Raw genomic sequence first — 16,328 nt, 5'->3', positions numbered from 1 at the left:
GCACCAGGAGTCCCAGGACCGTGGGAGAACCCCCGCGGCGGGGAGCCGTCGACCGGATACGCCCCCTCCGCGTGCAAGAGTTGAGCATGGACGACCAGCCCGTTCTCGACCCCCTCCGGAACCTGCGCGCGCCGGGCGACCCGGCGACCGACGTCTACCTCACCGGCACCGTCTTCCTCGACATCATCTTCACCGGCCTCGACCGCGCCCCGGTGCGCGGCACCGAGACATGGGCCCGCGGCATGGGCTCCAGCCCCGGCGGCATCGCCAACATGGCCACCGCCCTCGCCCGGTTGGGCCTGCGCACCACCCTGGCCGCCGCCTTCGGCGACGACATGTACGGCGACTACTGCTGGGACAGCCTCCAGACGGGTGAGGGCATCGACCTCACCCCGTCCCGCCGCATCCCCGGCTGGCACTCCCCGGTGACCGTCTCCATGGCCTACGAGGGCGAGCGGACCATGGTCAGCCACGGCCACCAGGCGCCGCCCCCGCACGACGCCGTGCCGCACTGCCCGCCGCCGGCCCGCGCCGCCGTCGCCTCGCTGGGCCGCGCCCGCGAGGAGGAGACCGGCACCCAGGGCTGGATCGCCGAGGCCGCCGCCGGCGGCACCAAGGTCTTCGCCGACGTCGGCTGGGACGACACCGGCCGTTGGGACCCCGCCGACCTCGACGGCCTGCGGCACTGCGCCGCCTTCCTGCCCAACGCCGACGAGGCCGTCCGCTACACCCGCGCCGACGACCCCCGGCAGGCCGCCCGCCGCCTGGCCGAGCGGGTCCCGCTGGCGGTCGTCACCCTGGGGGAGCGCGGCGCCGTCGCGGTGGACTCCGGCACCGGCGAGACCGCCGAGGTGCCCGCCCTCGCGGTGGACGCCCTGGACCCCACCGGCGCCGGCGACGTCTTCGTGGCCGGCTTCACCACCGGCACCCTGGCCGAGTGGCCGCTGGCCGACCGGCTGGCCTTCGCCTCGCTGTGCGCGGCCCTGTCGGTGCAGGAGTTCGGCGGTTCGCTCTCCGCGCCCGGCTGGATCGAGATCGCCGGCTGGTGGGAGCAGGCCAAGGCGTACGCCGGCCAGTCCCCGGAGCACCGCGAGCCGCTGCGCCGGTACGGCTTCCTGGAGGACCTGCTGCCGGCCGCCACCCGCCCGTGGCCGCTGCGCCGGGCGGTGCCCACCATCGGCTTCCGCGCCGCCCCGCAGCAGCCCTCCGGACGGGACGCGGCGGCCGCCGCCGAGGGGTCCGGGTCCGCCGGGAGCCGGGAGCCGTAATCCCCTCGGCGGCGGGCGACCCGCGTCGTACCCTTGGAACACCAGAGCCCACCGGGCCCGTCGATGAGCAGAAAGCGGGATGAGCAGGCCCAAGCGCCGGCCCATGACACAGACACCCATTCAGCAGCAGGCGGACGCGCGGCAGGCCCGCGCACACGTCGTCGTCCCGGCCAAGCACCCGATGGTCACCGTCCTGGGCTCCAGGGACTCCCTGCTCCGCGTTATCGAGAACGCCTTCCCCGAGGTCGACATCCACGTCCGGGGCAACGAGATCAGCGCCGTCGGCGAACCCGCCGAGGTCGACCTGGTCCAGCGGCTCTTCGACGAGATGATGCTGGTGCTGCGCACCGGCCAGCCGATGACCGAGGACGCGGTGGAGCGCTCCATCGCCATGCTGCGGGCCAACGGCGCCGCCGGAGCCGACCCGGAGGCGGAGACCCCGGCCCAGGTGCTCACCCAGAACATCCTGTCCAGCCGCGGCCGCACCATCCGCCCGAAGACGCTCAACCAGAAGCGGTACGTCGACGCGATCGACAAGCACACCATCGTCTTCGGCATCGGCCCGGCCGGCACCGGCAAGACCTACCTGGCCATGGCCAAGGCCGTGCAGGCGCTCCAGTCCAAGCAGGTCAACCGGATCATCCTGACCCGCCCCGCGGTCGAGGCCGGCGAGCGGCTGGGCTTCCTGCCCGGCACCCTGTACGAGAAGATCGACCCGTACCTGCGCCCGCTGTACGACGCGCTGCACGACATGCTCGACCCGGACTCGATCCCCCGGCTGATGGCGGCCGGCACCATCGAGGTCGCCCCGCTGGCCTACATGCGCGGCCGTACGCTGAACGACGCGTTCATCATCCTGGACGAGGCGCAGAACACCAGCGCCGAGCAGATGAAGATGTTCCTGACCCGGCTGGGCTTCGACTCCAAGATCGTCATCACCGGCGACGTCACCCAGGTGGACCTGCCCGGCGGTACCAAGAGCGGGCTGCGCCAGGTGCAGGACATCCTGGGCGACGTGGAGGACGTGCACTTCTCCCGGCTCACCAGCACCGACGTCGTGCGCCATAAGCTGGTGGGGCGCATCGTGGACGCCTACGAGCGCTACGACAACGCCCAGGACGCCCAGCAGGGCGAGCCGGCGGACGGCCGCGGCGGCCCTGCCCGGTCGCGGAGAAGAAAGTAGCTGCACCAGCACTATGGCGATCGACGTCAACAACGAGTCCGGCACCGAACTCGACGACGAGGCGGTGCTGGACGCCGCCCGTTACGCCCTCCAGCGCATGCGTATCCACCCGCTCTCCGAACTGTCGGTGATCCTGGTGGACGAGGCCGCGATGGAGCAGCTGCACATCCAGTGGATGGACCTGCCCGGCCCCACGGACGTGATGTCCTTCCCGATGGACGAGCTGCGCCCGGGCAAGGAGGACGAGGAGCCGGTGCAGGGCCTCCTCGGCGACATCGTGCTGTGCCCCGAGGTGGCGAAGCGGCAGGGCCAGGAGGCGCCGAGCCAGCACTCGATGGACGAGGAGCTGCAGCTCCTCACCGTCCACGGTGTCCTCCACCTGCTGGGGTACGACCACGAGGAGCCGGACGAGAAGGCCGAGATGTTCGGCCTGCAGAAGACGATCCTGGACGAGTGGCGGGCCGAGCGCGGCATGGCCGGCCCGTCTCCCGCCCCCACCACCCGCTGAGCGGGCGGCCGGGTTCCCCGCCATGATCGTCTCCGCGGTCCTGCTGCTGATCGTCGCCTGGCTGGCCGCCTGCGCCGAGACCGGAATGGCCCGCGTCTCGCGGTTCCGCGCCGAGGAGGCCATGCGGTCCGGCCGGCGCGGCGCCGTGCGGCTGCTGCTCGTCGCCTCCGACCCCACCCGCTACCTGAACGTCGCGCTGCTGGTCCGTGTGGCCTGCGAGACGGCGGCGGCGGTGCTGATCACCGTGGAGGCGGACCGGCACTTCGACCACACCTGGCAGGTGCTGTGCGTGGCCATCGGGGTGATGGTGCTGGTGTCGTACGTGGCCGTCGGCGTCTCCCCGCGCACCATCGGCCGCCAGCACCCGGTGGGCACCGCCACGGCCGCCGCGTACGTGCTGCTGCCGCTGGCCCGGGTGATGGGGCCGGTGCCGGGGCTGCTGATCCTGCTCGGCAACGCGCTCACCCCCGGCAAGGGCTTCCGGCGCGGCCCGTTCGCCAGCGAGGCCGAGCTGCGGGCGGCGGTGGACCTGGCCGAGTCGGAGTCGCTGATCGAGGACGAGGAGCGCCGGATGGTGCACTCGGTCTTCGAGCTCGGCGACACGATCGTGCGCGAGGTGATGGTGCCGCGCACCGAGCTGGTGATGATCGAGCGGTTCAAGACGGTCCGGCAGGCCATGACGCTGGCGCTGCGCAGCGGCTTCTCCCGTATCCCGGTCACCGGGGACGGGGAGGACGACGTGGTCGGCTTCGTCTACCTCAAGGACCTGGCCCGGCGGGTGCACATCAACCGCGAGGCGGAGTCCGACCCGGTCTCCTCGCTGATCCGGCCCGCGTACTTCGTGCCCGACACGAAGAACGCCGGCGACCTGCTGCGGGAGATGCAGCAGCAGCGCAACCACGTGGCCGTGGTCGTCGACGAGTACGGCGGCACGGCGGGCATGGTGACGATCGAGGACATCCTGGAGGAGATCGTCGGCGAGATCACCGACGAGTACGACCGCGAGCTGCCGCCGGTGGAGGACCTCGGCGGCGGCCGCTACCGGGTGACGGCCCGGCTGGACATCGGCGACCTGGGGGAGCTGTACGGGGTGCCGCTGGACGACGACGACGTGGAGACGGTCGGCGGCCTCCTGGCGAAGTCCCTCGGGCGGGTGCCGATTCCGGGGGCGGTGGCGGTGGTGCCGCTGCCGGAGCCGGCGGGCGGTTCCGGGCTCTCCGGCTCCTTCGCGGGAGCCGAGGCCACGGCGCTGCGGCTGACCGCGGAGACGCAGGCGGGACGGCGGAACCGGATCGGCACGGTCCTGGTGGAGCCGATCACGCCGGACGGCCCGGCCGGCGACGGCGGGGCGACCGTCGGCGCCTGAGGCCCGGCGGCGCGGGTGGGCGTGGCCGCGCGGGCGGAACCGGCTGGAAGGCGTGCGGCGAAGGCGAGTTGCCCACCTCGTGCGGCTGACTCCCGGTTCGGCGCGGCCGGTTGGCGGTCAGGCCGGCAGGAGTTCGGGGCCGACCGGGGCTGACCGGGCCTGTCAGGGGCCGACTTGGCCGATCATGCCGAGCAGGTTCGCGCCGGCCGAGTGGATCGACGTGGCCAGGCTGGTGTCGGCGAGGTAGAAGCCCAGCGCGCCGCAGGTGATCGCGTGGGTCGCTTTGAGCTGGGCTTTGCGGCTCAGGAAGTACGTGGCCGCGGAGAGGACGAGAATCACGGGCATGTGCAGAAACATGGGCAAACCACCTCGAAGTGAGGACGCTGCTCGCTCCAGGCTAGGTGTCGATCGCCGTGCTCGCATGTTCGACCACGGAGAGTGAAATCCCGCGCCGCGCGCCCACCCCGGGCAGGCGCGGCGCGGCATGGTCGCGGGGGCGCGCGCCTTCGTCCGCGTTCATCCCGGCCTGCGCGGCGCGGGGTTGACGGCGGTGCGCCCTATGATCGCGCGTATGACCGAAGAGCAGCCGCACGCCGCCCCCGAGAACCCCGAGGACCGCAAGCTCCTGACCCTCGCCCGGTCCGCGCGGGCCCGCAACGGGGTGCCCGAGGGTGCCGCCGTCCGCGACGAGACGGGCCGCACCTACGTCGCCGGGACGGTGGAGCTGCCGTCGCTGCGGCTGACGGCCCTGCAGACCGCCGTCGCGATGGCGGTCGCCAGCGGCGCCCGCTCCCTGGAGGCCGGCGCGGTGGTCACCGCCGCCGAGGCCCCCGCCGACGCCGACCGGGCCGCCCTGCGCGACCTCGGCGGTCCGGACACGGTGCTGCTGCTGGCCGGCCCGGACGGCGCGGTGCGCACCGCCACCACCGCCGGCTGAGCGCGCGGGTCCCCCGGACGGCTGACACGGCCGTCCGGAGAACCTGGCCGCCATCCCGGTTCGAGCGCGCCGGGGCCGCCACGCCGCTTGAGCGCGCCGGGGCCGCCACGCCCGCCGTCAGAGCGCGTCGGGGCCGCGCTCGCCCGTCCTGACCCGCACGGCGGTGTCCACCGGGACCGTCCACACCTTCCCGTCGCCGATCCGGCCGGTGCGGGCCGCGGTCACCACCGCCTCGACGACGGCCTCGGCCTCCGCGTCGTCCACCAGCACCTCGATGCGCGCCTTCGGCACCAGGTCCACCCGGTACTCCGCGCCCCGGTAGACCTCGGTGTGCCCGCGCTGCCGGCCGTAGCCGCTGGCCTCGGTGACGGTCAGGCCCTGCACGCCCATCTCCTGCAGCGCCGTCTTCACGTCGTCCAGCTTGTGCGGCTTGACGACGGCGGTGACCAGCTTCATGCGAACGGGCTCCTGTCGGTGGCGGGCGGCGCCGGGCGGACGGCCCCGGGGTGGCCCGCGTGCAGGGCCCCGTGCGCGGTGCCGTGGGTGAGTACGCCGTGATCGTAGGCGGTCTCGGCGTGCAGGGTCAGGTCGAGGCCGGTGCGCTCCTCCTCCTCGCTGGCCCGGAAGCCCACCAGCCGCTCCAGGGCCCAGCCGATCCCGTACGTCACCGCGAACGCGTACGCGCCGACCGCCGCCACCGCGACCGCCTGCCGCCACAGCTGGCCGAGGCCGCCGCCGTAGAGCAGGCCGCGCGGGCCGCCGGTCATGGTGCGGGTGGCCAGCAGTCCGACGAGCACGGTGCCGATCACGCCGCCCATCATGTGCACGCCCACCACGTCCAGCGAGTCGTCCACGCCCCAGCGGAACTTCCAGCTCACCGCGTACGAGCAGACCACACCCGCGGCCAGGCCGACGGCCACCGCGCCGAGCAGGTCCACGCTGCCGCACGACGGGGTGATCGCCACCAGCCCCGCCACCGAGCCCGAGGCGGCGCCCAGGGTGGTGGCGTGGCCGTCGCGGCGCTTCTCCACCACCAGCCAGCCCAGCAGGCCCGCGCAGCCCGCCGCCTGGGTGTTGAGGAAGGCGGAGGCGGCCAGCCCGTTCGCGGCCAGCGCCGAGCCGGCGTTGAAGCCGAACCAGCCGAACCACAGCAGGCCCGCGCCCAGCAGCACCAGCGGCAGGTTGTGCGGGCGCATGGCCTCCTTGCGGAAGCCGAGCCGCGGCCCGAGGACCATCGCCAGGGCCAGTCCGGAGGCGCCCGAGCAGACCTCGACGACGGTGCCGCCGGCGTAGTCCAGCGCGTGCAGCCGGGCCGCCACCCAGCCGTGCGGGCTGAACACCCAGTGCGCCACCGGCACGTACACGGCCAGTGTCCAGACCGTCACGAAGGCCGTCCAGGCGCCGAACCGGGTACGGTCCGCGACCGCCCCGCTGATCAGCGCCGCGGTGATGATCGCGAAGGTCAGTTCGAAGGCGGCGAAGAGCGGCGTCGGCACGTGCCCGGTGACGTCCCGCGGCCCCACCCCGCGCATCCCCAGGTGGCTGAGGTCCCCGATCAGCCCGAGCCCGCCGGCGTCCGGGCCGAAGGCCAGGGTGTATCCGGCGACCAGCCACACCACCGTGACCAGCGCGATCGAGACGAAGCTCATCATGAACATGTTGAGGACGCTCTTGCTGCGGACCATGCCGCCGTAGAAGAGCGCGAGCCCCGGTGTCATCAGCAGCACCAGCGCGGTGGCCGCCAGCAGCCAGGCCGTGTCGCCCGGGTCGACCGCCGGGGCGTGGGAGGCCGGAGCGGCCAGGAGGGCGCGGCCGGCGGTCAGCAGGATCACGGGGGGTCCCTTCGGTCGGCTCGGGCGGGCCCTCGCGGGCACAGGCCAGCAACGAGAGTCGGTCGTGCGCGTTTCCGGACGTGGGCGCGGAGGTTTCCGCCGTGTTTCATGTTGCGTCCCGGTTGCTCCCGGGTTTCGCCCGGCGAACGGCGCGGTCGGGCCCGGCCGCCGGATCGGGGAGAATGGGGGCCATGAGCGCTCGTACCCCCGCATCCGGTCCCGCGGCGACGCCCGGGGCGGCCGCCACGCCCGCTTCGGCCGGCGGGGCGCCGCACCGGTCCGGCTTCGCCTGCTTCGTGGGCCGCCCCAACGCCGGCAAGTCCACCCTCACGAACGCTCTGGTGGGCCGGAAGGTGGCCATCACCTCCAACCGGCCGCAGACCACCCGGCACACCGTGCGCGGCATCGTGCACCGGCCCGAGGCGCAGCTCGTCCTCGTCGACACCCCCGGCCTGCACAAGCCCCGCACCCTCCTGGGCGAGCGGCTCAACGACGTGGTGCGCACCACCTGGGCCGAGGTCGACGTGATCGGCTTCTGCCTGCCCGCCGACCAGAAGCTCGGCCCGGGCGACACCTACATCGCGCGCGAGCTGGCCGAGGTCCGCAAGACGCCCAAGGTGGCGATCGTCACCAAGACCGACCTCGTCGACGGCGACCAGCTCGCCCGCCAGCTCATCGCCATCGACCAGCTCGGCCGCGAGCTGGGCTTCGAGTGGGCCGAGATCGTGCCCGTCTCGGCGGTGGCCGACCAGCAGGTGGGGCTCCTCGCCGACCTGCTGGTGCCGCTGCTGCCCGAGGGCCCGGCGCTCTACCCGGAGGGCGACCTCACGGACGAGCCGGAGCAGGTGATGGTGGCCGAGCTGATCCGCGAGGCCGCGCTGGAGGGCGTGCGCGACGAGCTGCCGCACTCCATCGCCGTCGTGGTGGAGGAGATGCTGCCGCGCGAGGGGCGCCCCGCCGACCGGCCGCTGCTCGACATCCACGCCAACCTCTTCATCGAGCGGCCCAGCCAGAAGGGCATCATCATCGGCCCCAAGGGCGCGCGGCTGAAGGACGTCGGGTCGAAGTCCCGGAAGCACATCGAGGCGCTGCTGGGCACCCCCGTCTTCCTCGACCTGCACGTGAAGGTGGCCAAGGACTGGCAGCGCGACCCGAAGCAGCTGCGCCGCCTCGGCTTCTGACGCCCCTCGGGGGCCTCGGCCGACGGGTCCGGCCGACGGGTCCGGCCGGCGTTCCCGGTCAGCGGGCCGGGCGCTCCGCGCGCCGGACGTCGGCGCGCGGCCCGGCGCCCTTGAGCACCCGCAGGATCGGCGCGGTCTCGGTGCGGCGGATGCCCGGCAGCGCCGCCACCGGGCCGGTCAGGTAGCGGTAGAGCGCGCCGGGGCCCTGGCAGGTGACCGCCGCGTAGACGTTCGCGGTGCCGGTGGTGGCCGCCGCGAACGCGACCTCCTCGTGCTCGGCCAGCGCCCGGCCCACCTCGGCCAGCCGGGCCGGCTCCACCTCCAGCCACAGCCCCGCCCGCAGCTCCGGGCCGAGCCGGTCCGTCTCGACGTCCACGTCGAAGTAGAGCGCGCCGGACGAGCGCAGCTGGGCCAGCCTGCGGCGCACCGTGGTCTGCGACCAGCCGGTGGCGGCGGCCAGTTCGGCGGCCGGCGCGCGGCCGTCCACCGACAGCAGGTCGAGCATCCGGCGGTCGCCGTCGTCCAGCGGGAAGGGCTCGGCGGCCTCGGCGGGCCGCTGGCTCGGGGCGTCCGGCGACACCAGCGCCGCCGCCTCGTCGTCGGTGAGCGGTCCCAGCCGGCTGACCGGGCTGAGGTCCTGGCCGAAGAAGACGTGCAGCATCGCGTGCGCGTCCACCTGCACCACCCGGGGGGTGCGCGGCAGCTTCTGGAGCAGCAGCGACGAGCCCTGCCCGGGCGCCTCCGACTGCATGGTGCAGGAGATCTCCGTGCCCCCCGAGATCAGGCTCACCCAGCGGGTGTCGGTGCGCCGGGCCAGTGCCTCGCCGACCGACGCGGCGGCGTCCGGGGTGCAGCGCACCCGTACCAGCCACGGGGTCAGCCCGATCCGCAGCGGGTCGGTCAGGCCCAGTACCCGGGCGACACCGTCCCGGCGCAGCCGGGCGTAGCGGCGGGCGATCGTCTGGTCGGAGACCCCGAGCACCTCGCCGATCCGGGCGAAGGACACCCGTCCGTCGATCTGGAGGGCGTGCAGGACGCGGCGGTCCAGGAGGTCGAGAACCGCCAGCGGCGCCCACGGCAGGACGTTTTTCACCACACCACGCTAGCCTGTGTCGGATTCCGCCGCCCGGGGTCCGCCGGCTGCGGGTGAGGGGCCGGTGTCCCGGACAGTTGGACGCGCGGCCGCAACGCCCCGCCGGACCCGGCCGCGCCCTCTCCCACGACCTCGCGGGCACCCGGCGGCCCCCGACGTGCCCGCCGCGCCTCTCCCCGCCTCTCCCCGCCTCTCCTCCGGAACGGAGTCCCATCCATGCGCAAGTGGCTGCCCCTGGTGGCGATATGCCTGGGCGCCTTCATCCTGCTGGTCGACGTCACCATCGTGAACGTCGCCCTGCCGAGCATGGCGTCCGACCTCCACGCGTCCTTCTCCTCCCTCCAGTGGGTGATGGACATGTACGCCCTCGCGCTGGCCGCGCTGCTGCTCGCCGCCGGGTCGCTCGCCGACCTGTTCGGGCACCGGCGGCTGTACGCGATCGGCCTGGCCGTCTTCGCGCTCGCCTCGCTGGCGGCCGCGCTCTCCCCGAACGCGGCCGCGCTGATCACCGCGCGGGCGGTGCAGGGAGTCGGCGGCGCGGCGATGTTCGCCACCTCGGCCGGGCTGGTGGCCGCGACCTACCAGGGCCGCGACCGCGGTATGGCCTTCGGCGTCTGGGGCGCGGTCAACGGTGCCGCGGCCGCGCTCGGCCCGGTGCTCGGCGGGCTGCTCACCCAGGGCATCGGCTGGCAGGCGATCTTCCTGGTCAACCTGCCGATCGCGGTGGTCGCCGTCGTCCTCACCCTGCGGGTGCTGCCCGCCGGGCGGCGGGGGGCGGGGCGGCTGGACGTCCCGGGCGCGGTCACCTTCACCGTGGCCGCCGCGGCGCTCACCTACGCGCTGATGCGCGGCGGCGACCACGGCTGGACCGACTCGCTGACGGTCATCGCGTTCGTGCTGGCCGGGGTGGCCGCCGCGGCCTTCGTGGTCGCCGAGCTGATGACCTCGCACCCCATGCTCGACCTGTCCCTGCTGCGCCGTCCCACCTTCTCCGGGCTGCTCGGCGGCGCCCTGCTCTACCAGGCGGGCGCGTTCGGCGGGCTGGTGTACGTCTCCCTGTGGCTCCAGAACGTGCTGGGCCTCAGCCCGATCCGCGGCGGCCTGGCGCTGATGCCGCTGGCGGGTGCGGCGTTCGTGGCCGCGGCCGTCGCCGGCAAGCACAGCCACCGGTTCGCGCCGGCGCTGCCGATCGGCGGCGGGCTGGTGCTGATCGGCGCCGGTGCGGCCGTGCTCTGGCAGTCGGTGTCGGCCGGTTCGCACGCGACCTCGCTGATCGCCGGCCTCGCCGTGATCGGCGTCGGGGTCGGCCTGGCCACGCCGGTGCTGGTCTCCACCGCCGTCGACGCGGTCCCGGCGAACCGCGCGGGCATGGCCGGCGGCGCCGTCAACACCTTCCGCCAACTCGGCATGAGCCTGGGCATCGCCCTGTTCGGTTCGGTGTTCACCTCCCGGATGCGCCACGTCGTCAGCCACGGCGGCGGGGTCCGCGCGGCCTACGCCTCCGGGCTCGACCGGATCTTCCTGGCCTCGGCCCTGGCCGCGCTCGTGGGCGGCGTCCTGGTCTTCCTCACCGTCCACCGCCCCACGCCGGGCGGCGACGCCGGGGCCGGGCACCGACCCGCCGCCGCACCGGAGGACGCGGCCGTGTCGGCGGGCTGAGGCCCTGCCGGATCCCGGGTCCCGCCGTCCGCTCTCCGCCCCTTCCCGGTTCTCGGAGTGCTTCGGAGTGCTTCCGTGCGCCTCCGAGGGGGCGGGACCCGGCTCCGTCACCCTGCCGCGTCCTGCCACGTCCCGTCCCGGCCCGCCCCGTTGGCGCGGTGCCTCGGCCTCCCGGCCCGCGCGTACGGGGGGCTCGCCGCCGGGATCGGGCACGCGGCGTCCGATGCGGGGTAGGAGCCCTTCGACGGAAGCGGTGTCCACCGGGGAGGGACGAGGTGCACCAAGGCGACGTGAAGGTGCTGCTGGTGGTGGCCGGGGTGCTCGCGCTGGCCACCCTGGTGCTGGCGGTGCGGCTGGCGTTCCGGCTGGTGGGCGCCCGCAGGCTGCTGCGCTCCTCGCAGATCCCGCTGTCGAGCAAGGCGCTCTTCTGGGGCTCGCTGATCTACCTGGTCTGCCCGGTGGACCTGCTGCCCGACCCGATCTACCTGGACGACGCGGGTTTCCTGCTGCTGGCCCTGCGCTCGCTGCACAAGGCCGCGCTCCGGGCGGGCCTGGACGACCGCCTCTCCCGCCGCATCCGCGCCGACCGGCCCGGCCCGGCGCCGTCCAAGCCCCGCCGCACCCGCGCCGACCGGCCCGGCCCGGCGCCGTCCAAGCCCCGCCGCGCCCGCTGAACCCCGTTCGACCCGCTGGCGCCCCGTCCGGCCGGTTGTCGGCAGCCCGCAGCCGGGCACGCGGGGTTACGCCTCCTCGCCCAGCACCATCCGCACCAGCAGCCGCTGCGTGTCCGTGAGATCGGGCTCGGCGACGACCGCGGTCGAACCGCCCGCGGTGATCCGGTAGGTGAAGCCGTCCGGGACCGGGCGGCCCGCGGCCGAGGGGTGCGGGGCGAGCGCGGCCTGGGCGAGGGCGGCCAGCCGGGAGCCGTCAGGCTGGTCCGCCGTCTCCAGCGCGGACCGCCGGACCAGCCCCGCGAACCCGCCGGAGCGGACCACCTCGATACGCATCCCGTCCACTCCTCGCCCGATGCCGCACCCGCCTCGCCCGGCTGCGCCGCCCGGGAAGCCCGGCGGCCGACTGCCTCCTGGGCTCCGAGTCTCGCACCGACGGAGGCGATACGGAGGGACCGCTGCCCCGGGATCAGCCGAAAGTGGAGCCGTCCCGATTCCGGAGTGCGGAGTGGGGCATGGTGGGAGGAGCACGCCGGACCGGCGTGCCGGGCTGAAGGAAGGGACCGGACGATGGCGGTGAAGATCCTTCTGGTGACCGGGGACGCCGGGGAATCCCTGGAAGTGCTCTATCCCTACCAGCGCTTGCTGGAGGAGGGCTACGCGGTGGAGGTGGCCGCGCCGACCCGTAAGACGCTCCAGTTCGTGGTGCACGACTTCGTCGACGGCTTCGACACCTACACGGAGAAGCCCGGCTACACCTGGCCCGCGGACCTCGGCTTCGACGACGTCGACCCGGCGGACTACGCCGCGTTGGTGATCCCGGGCGGCCGCGCACCCGAGTACCTGCGCAACGACCCTCGGCTGCGGCGGATCGTGGCCCACTTCTTCACGGAGGGCAAACCGGTCGCGCAGATCTGCCACGGTCCGCTGATCCCGGGCGCCGCCGGGGTGCTCGGCGGCCACCGTACGGCCGCCTATCCGGCGCTGGAGCCGGACGTCACGGCGGCCGGCGCGCGGTACGAGGACGGCGACGGGGTCGTGGACGGCACGCTGGTCTCCGCGCGGGCCTGGCCCGACCACCCGACGTGGATGCGGGCGTTCATCGAGGTACTGCGGAAGTCCGCCCCGGCCGCGTAGCCGTCGGGGCGCGGCAGGGCGGGCGGTGGGGCGGAGCCGCGTACGGACGACTTCGCTCCACCGCCCGATGCCGCACCCGCCCCGGCTCCACCCGCCCCGCGTGTCCGCGCCGCGCGCTACGCCTGCTGGGTCTGCTGCCCCGTCTGCTGCCCGGGAAGCTCGGAGGCCGCCGCCTTCGCCGCCCCCGACGTCACGCCGACCGTGGTCCACGCCGCGCGGACGGCCTGGACCTCGGCGCCGTCACCGTAACGGTCCTGCGCGGCGGCGGTGGTGGCCGCGGCGAAACCGGTGAAGTCCACGTCCGGGTCGAGCGAGCCGCCGGTCAGGGTGTCGTACCAGATCTGCCCGGCGCGCTCCCACGCGTTGCCGCCGAGCGCCGAAGCCACCAGGTAGAACGCGTGGTTGGGGATGCCCGAGTTGGTGTGGACGCCGCCGTTGTCGTCCGGGCCGTCCACGTAGCCGGCCATCGTGGCCGGCTGCGGGTCCTTGCCCAGGTGCGGGTCGTCGTACGCGGTGCCGGGCGCCTTCATGGAGCGCAGCGCCACGCCGTTGATGCCCGGCGCGAGCAGCCCGGCGCCGATCAGCCAGTCGGCCTCGTCGGCGGTCTGGCCGAGGGTGAACTGCTTGACGAGGCTGCCGAAGACGTCCGAGACCGACTCGTTGAGCGCGCCGGACTGCCCCTGGTAGGTGAGGTTCGCGGTGTACTGCGTGACGCCGTGGGTGAGTTCGTGGCCGATGACGTCGATGGGGATGGTGAAGTCGAGGAAGACCCGGCCGTCGCCGTCCCCGAAGACCATCTGCTCGCCGTCCCAGAAGGCGTTGTCGTAGCCCTTCAGGTAGTGGACGCTCGCGACGAGGGGCAGCCCGCGCCCGTCCACCGAGTGGCGGCCGTACGCCTTGAGGTAGGTCTGGAACGTGTCGCCCAGGCCGTCGTAGGCGCGGTTGACGCTGACGTCCTTCACCGCGGCGGAGCCCTCGACGCGCACCTCGTGCCCGGGGAGGTCGTCCCGGTGGCGGGCGTCGTAGATGGAGCGCACGGGCTGGTCGGTGAGGGCCTTGGCGGCGCCGGCGGCGGCGGCCCCGGCCGGGCCGACGGACGCCGTCAGCCCGCGCCGGGTGCGGTGCCTGGCGTCGTGCTCCAGGGTGTGGCGGGCGGTCGCGGCCAGCTCGCCGTCGGCCGAACGGGCCAGTCGGTCGAGGATGTGCGGCGGTACGATCGTGCAGAAAACTCCCATACGCGCACTGTGACATTCGCAGCACTCAGTGTCACTGATTCCTGGCTCACACCACGAGATGGGGGGAATTCCCAGCCCCGAGGTGGACGTCCGGCCGTCTTGCATGCTGAGAGGAACGGCCCACCGGGTGCGGCGGCGCGAAGGGAGTGGGCTAAGGTCAGGGTCATGCGTTTCGGGCTGCTTCTCCTTAGCTGCCGCGGCGAGGGCCTGTAGTTGTAGGCCGACCCCCTCCCCGCGGAGTTTTGGCGCGCCAAGCCGTCGGCCGTCCCCCGCGGACCCGAGGAGAGCCAGAGCCCATGAGCAGCACGCAGCCCGTATCCCCGTCCGGCGCGAACCGCGTAGGCCGCCGCACCCCGATCACCACCGCGACGCACACCCAGCGCCCGTCGGCGATGCCGATCCGCAAGTACAGCGGCTACGAGCAGGTCGACCTGCCCGACCGCACCTGGCCGGACGCCCGGATCACCAAGGCCCCGCGCTGGCTGTCCACGGACCTGCGGGACGGCAACCAGGCGCTGATCGACCCGATGTCGCCGGCCCGCAAGCGCGAGATGTTCGACCTGCTGGTGCGGATGGGCTACAAGGAGATCGAGGTCGGCTTCCCCGCCTCCGGGCAGACCGACTTCGACTTCGTGCGCTCCATCATCGAGCAGGACGCCATCCCCGAGGACGTCACCATCTCGGTGCTGACCCAGTCCCGCGAGGAGCTGATCGAGCGGACCATGGAGTCGCTGCGCGGCGCCCGCCAGGCCACCGTGCACCTCTACAACGCCACCGCGCCGGTCTTCCGCCGGGTGGTCTTCCGCGGCTCCCGCGAGCAGGTCCGCGACATCGCCGTGGACGGCACCCGGCTGGTCGTGGAGTACGCGGAGAAGATCCTCGGCGACCGGACCGTCTTCGGCTACCAGTACAGCCCGGAGATCTTCACCGACACCGAGCTGGACTTCGCGCTGGAGGTCTGCGAGGCGGTCATGGACGTCTGGCAGCCCGAGGACGGCCGCGAGATCATCCTCAACCTGCCCGCCACCGTGGAGCGCTCCACGCCGTCCACGCACGCCGACCGGTTCGAGTGGATGTCGCGGAACCTGTCCCGCCGCGGCCACGTCTGCCTGTCCGTCCACCCGCACAACGACCGCGGCACCGCCGTCGCCGCCGCCGAACTGGCCCTGATGGCCGGCGCCGACCGCGTCGAGGGCTGCCTGTTCGGGCAGGGCGAGCGCACCGGCAACGTCGACCTCGTCACCCTGGGGATGAACCTCTTCAGCCAGGGCGTCGACCCGCAGATCGACTTCTCGGAGATCGACGAGATCCGTCGCACCGCCGAGTACTGCAACCAGATGGAGGTCCACCCGCGCCACCCCTACGCGGGCGACCTCGTCTACACCTCCTTCTCCGGCTCCCACCAGGACGCCATCAAGAAGGGCTTCGAGGCCATGGAGGCCGACGCGGCCGCCGCCGGCACGACCGTCGACGACATCCCGTGGGCGGTGCCGTACCTGCCCATCGACCCCAAGGACGTCGGCCGCTCCTACGAGGCCGTGATCCGGGTCAACTCGCAGTCCGGCAAGGGCGGCATCGCCTACGTGCTGAAGAACGACCACAAGCTGGACCTGCCGCGCCGGATGCAGATCGAGTTCTCCCGCATCATCCAGGCGAAGACCGACGCCGAGGGCGGCGAGGTCACCCCCGCGCAGATCTGGTCGATCTTCCAGGACGAGTACCTGCCCACCCCGGAGAACCCGTGGGGCCGGCTCTCGCTGCGCTCCGCGCAGGCGTCGACCTCCAGCGACGGCACCGACCAGCTGACCGTCGAGGCCGAGGTGGACGGCACGGTCACCACCCTCACCGGCACCGGCAACGGACCCATCTCGGCGTTCTTCGACGCGCTGGCGGGCGTCGGGATCGACGCCCGGCTGCTGGACTACAGCGAGCACACGCTGAGCGAGGGCGCCTCCGCGCGGGCCGCCTCGTACATCGAGTGCGCCATCGACGGGCGGGTGATGTGGGGCATCGGCATCGACCCCAACACCACTCGCGCCTCCCTCCAGGCGGTCGTCTCGGCCGTCAACCGCGCGGGCCGCTGATCGCACGCCCGGGTGGTTTCCGGGCCCCACGCCGTCCGCCGCCGGCGATCCCGCGGGCGGACGGCCGGGCCCGGTCCCGGCGGCCGCACCGCGCCCCCGCGCGGCCCGGCCGCCGACCGGCTCCGCCACGGCTCCGTCAGGGCCCCGACCGGGTTCCGCGCGAGCCGTGCGCGT

The 16,328-nt window shown here is 73.9% G+C and carries 16 protein-coding genes; 10 read left to right on the top strand and 6 right to left on the bottom strand.

Features of this window, described 5'->3' with window-relative positions:
- The first annotated feature begins 86 nt into the window (after positions 1–86).
- From BS72_RS05055 to BS72_RS05040, 4 genes are all read left to right on the top strand, one after another.
- Positions 87–1,268: a carbohydrate kinase family protein gene (locus BS72_RS05055; RefSeq protein ID WP_051950683.1), complete on the top strand. Its 1,182-nt coding sequence runs from the start codon at positions 87–89 to the stop codon at positions 1,266–1,268.
- A 103-nt stretch (positions 1,269–1,371) separates the two neighbouring features.
- Positions 1,372–2,451, top strand: a complete 1,080-nt coding sequence (locus BS72_RS05050) for a PhoH family protein (RefSeq protein WP_037906732.1) — start codon at positions 1,372–1,374, stop codon at positions 2,449–2,451.
- Positions 2,452–2,464: 13 nt separating this feature from the next.
- Complete coding sequence (gene ybeY / locus BS72_RS05045; RefSeq protein WP_037906728.1) at positions 2,465–2,959, top strand: rRNA maturation RNase YbeY; 495 nt, start codon at positions 2,465–2,467, stop codon at positions 2,957–2,959.
- 22 nt (positions 2,960–2,981) lie between these two features.
- Positions 2,982–4,325, top strand: a complete 1,344-nt coding sequence (locus BS72_RS05040) for a hemolysin family protein (protein ID WP_037906725.1) — start codon at positions 2,982–2,984, stop codon at positions 4,323–4,325.
- 162 nt (positions 4,326–4,487) lie between these two features.
- Here the strand turns inward: BS72_RS05040 and BS72_RS05035 are convergent, their stop codons facing one another.
- Positions 4,488–4,670 (bottom strand): hypothetical protein, encoded by a 183-nt coding sequence (locus BS72_RS05035; protein ID WP_157856150.1) that lies wholly within the window; start codon positions 4,668–4,670, stop codon positions 4,488–4,490.
- 214 nt (positions 4,671–4,884) lie between these two features.
- On the opposite strand from BS72_RS05035, the gene BS72_RS05030 reads away from it, so the two are divergent.
- Entirely contained in the window at positions 4,885–5,262 is a 378-nt protein-coding gene (locus tag BS72_RS05030; protein ID WP_037906721.1) for a cytidine/deoxycytidylate deaminase family protein, read from the top strand.
- A gap of 117 nt (positions 5,263–5,379) precedes the next feature.
- Here the strand turns inward: BS72_RS05030 and BS72_RS05025 are convergent, their stop codons facing one another.
- Together BS72_RS05025 and BS72_RS05020 are read right to left on the bottom strand one after the other, a co-directional pair.
- Entirely contained in the window at positions 5,380–5,718 is a 339-nt protein-coding gene (locus tag BS72_RS05025; protein WP_037906720.1) for a P-II family nitrogen regulator, read from the bottom strand.
- Positions 5,715–7,085: an ammonium transporter gene (locus BS72_RS05020; RefSeq protein ID WP_407638939.1), complete on the bottom strand. Its 1,371-nt coding sequence runs from the start codon at positions 7,083–7,085 to the stop codon at positions 5,715–5,717. The genes BS72_RS05025 and BS72_RS05020 overlap by 4 nt, the downstream gene beginning before the upstream one ends.
- 191 nt (positions 7,086–7,276) lie before the next feature.
- On the opposite strand from BS72_RS05020, the gene era reads away from it, so the two are divergent.
- Positions 7,277–8,275 carry a GTPase Era gene (era, locus tag BS72_RS05015; protein ID WP_037906717.1) on the top strand — a complete coding sequence of 333 codons (999 nt, stop codon included), beginning with the start codon at positions 7,277–7,279 and terminating at the stop codon, positions 8,273–8,275.
- A gap of 58 nt (positions 8,276–8,333) precedes the next feature.
- Here era and BS72_RS05010 read toward each other — a convergent pair whose 3' ends face one another.
- Positions 8,334–9,368: an Lrp/AsnC family transcriptional regulator gene (locus BS72_RS05010; RefSeq protein WP_051950749.1), complete on the bottom strand. Its 1,035-nt coding sequence runs from the start codon at positions 9,366–9,368 to the stop codon at positions 8,334–8,336.
- 216 nt (positions 9,369–9,584) lie between these two features.
- Here BS72_RS05010 and BS72_RS05005 point away from each other — a divergent pair, with 216 nt between their 5' ends.
- On the top strand, positions 9,585–11,027 hold the full coding sequence (locus BS72_RS05005) for an MFS transporter (protein ID WP_051950682.1): 1,443 nt from the start codon (positions 9,585–9,587) through the stop codon (positions 11,025–11,027).
- A gap of 275 nt (positions 11,028–11,302) precedes the next feature.
- A complete protein-coding gene (locus tag BS72_RS05000; RefSeq protein ID WP_063835960.1) occupies positions 11,303–11,701 on the top strand; it encodes a YkvA family protein in 399 nt (132 codons plus the stop codon).
- Positions 11,702–11,767: 66 nt separating this feature from the next.
- On the opposite strand, the gene BS72_RS04995 is transcribed toward BS72_RS05000, so the two are convergent.
- Entirely contained in the window at positions 11,768–12,034 is a 267-nt protein-coding gene (locus BS72_RS04995; RefSeq protein WP_037906715.1) for a protealysin inhibitor emfourin, read from the bottom strand.
- A 234-nt stretch (positions 12,035–12,268) separates the two neighbouring features.
- Between BS72_RS04995 and BS72_RS04990 the strand changes: the two genes are divergently transcribed.
- Positions 12,269–12,835 carry a DJ-1/PfpI family protein gene (locus BS72_RS04990; RefSeq protein ID WP_037906713.1) on the top strand — a complete coding sequence of 189 codons (567 nt, stop codon included), beginning with the start codon at positions 12,269–12,271 and terminating at the stop codon, positions 12,833–12,835.
- A 116-nt stretch (positions 12,836–12,951) separates the two neighbouring features.
- Here BS72_RS04990 and BS72_RS04985 read toward each other — a convergent pair whose 3' ends face one another.
- The gene (locus BS72_RS04985) at positions 12,952–14,070 is read right to left on the bottom strand and encodes a M4 family metallopeptidase (RefSeq protein WP_078901020.1); all 1,119 of its coding nucleotides are present in this window, start codon (positions 14,068–14,070) and stop codon (positions 12,952–12,954) included.
- Between the two features lie 296 nt (positions 14,071–14,366).
- On the opposite strand from BS72_RS04985, the gene leuA reads away from it, so the two are divergent.
- Positions 14,367–16,154 (top strand): 2-isopropylmalate synthase, encoded by a 1,788-nt coding sequence (gene leuA, locus BS72_RS04980; protein ID WP_037906711.1) that lies wholly within the window; start codon positions 14,367–14,369, stop codon positions 16,152–16,154.
- Positions 16,155–16,328 lie beyond the last annotated feature (174 nt).

Source organism: Actinacidiphila yeochonensis CN732, assembly GCF_000745345.1.
Lineage (GTDB): Bacteria > Actinomycetota > Actinomycetes > Streptomycetales > Streptomycetaceae > Actinacidiphila > Actinacidiphila yeochonensis.
The sequence above is the reverse complement of the archived record's forward strand: the minus strand, read 5'-3'. Positions and strand labels throughout refer to the sequence as shown.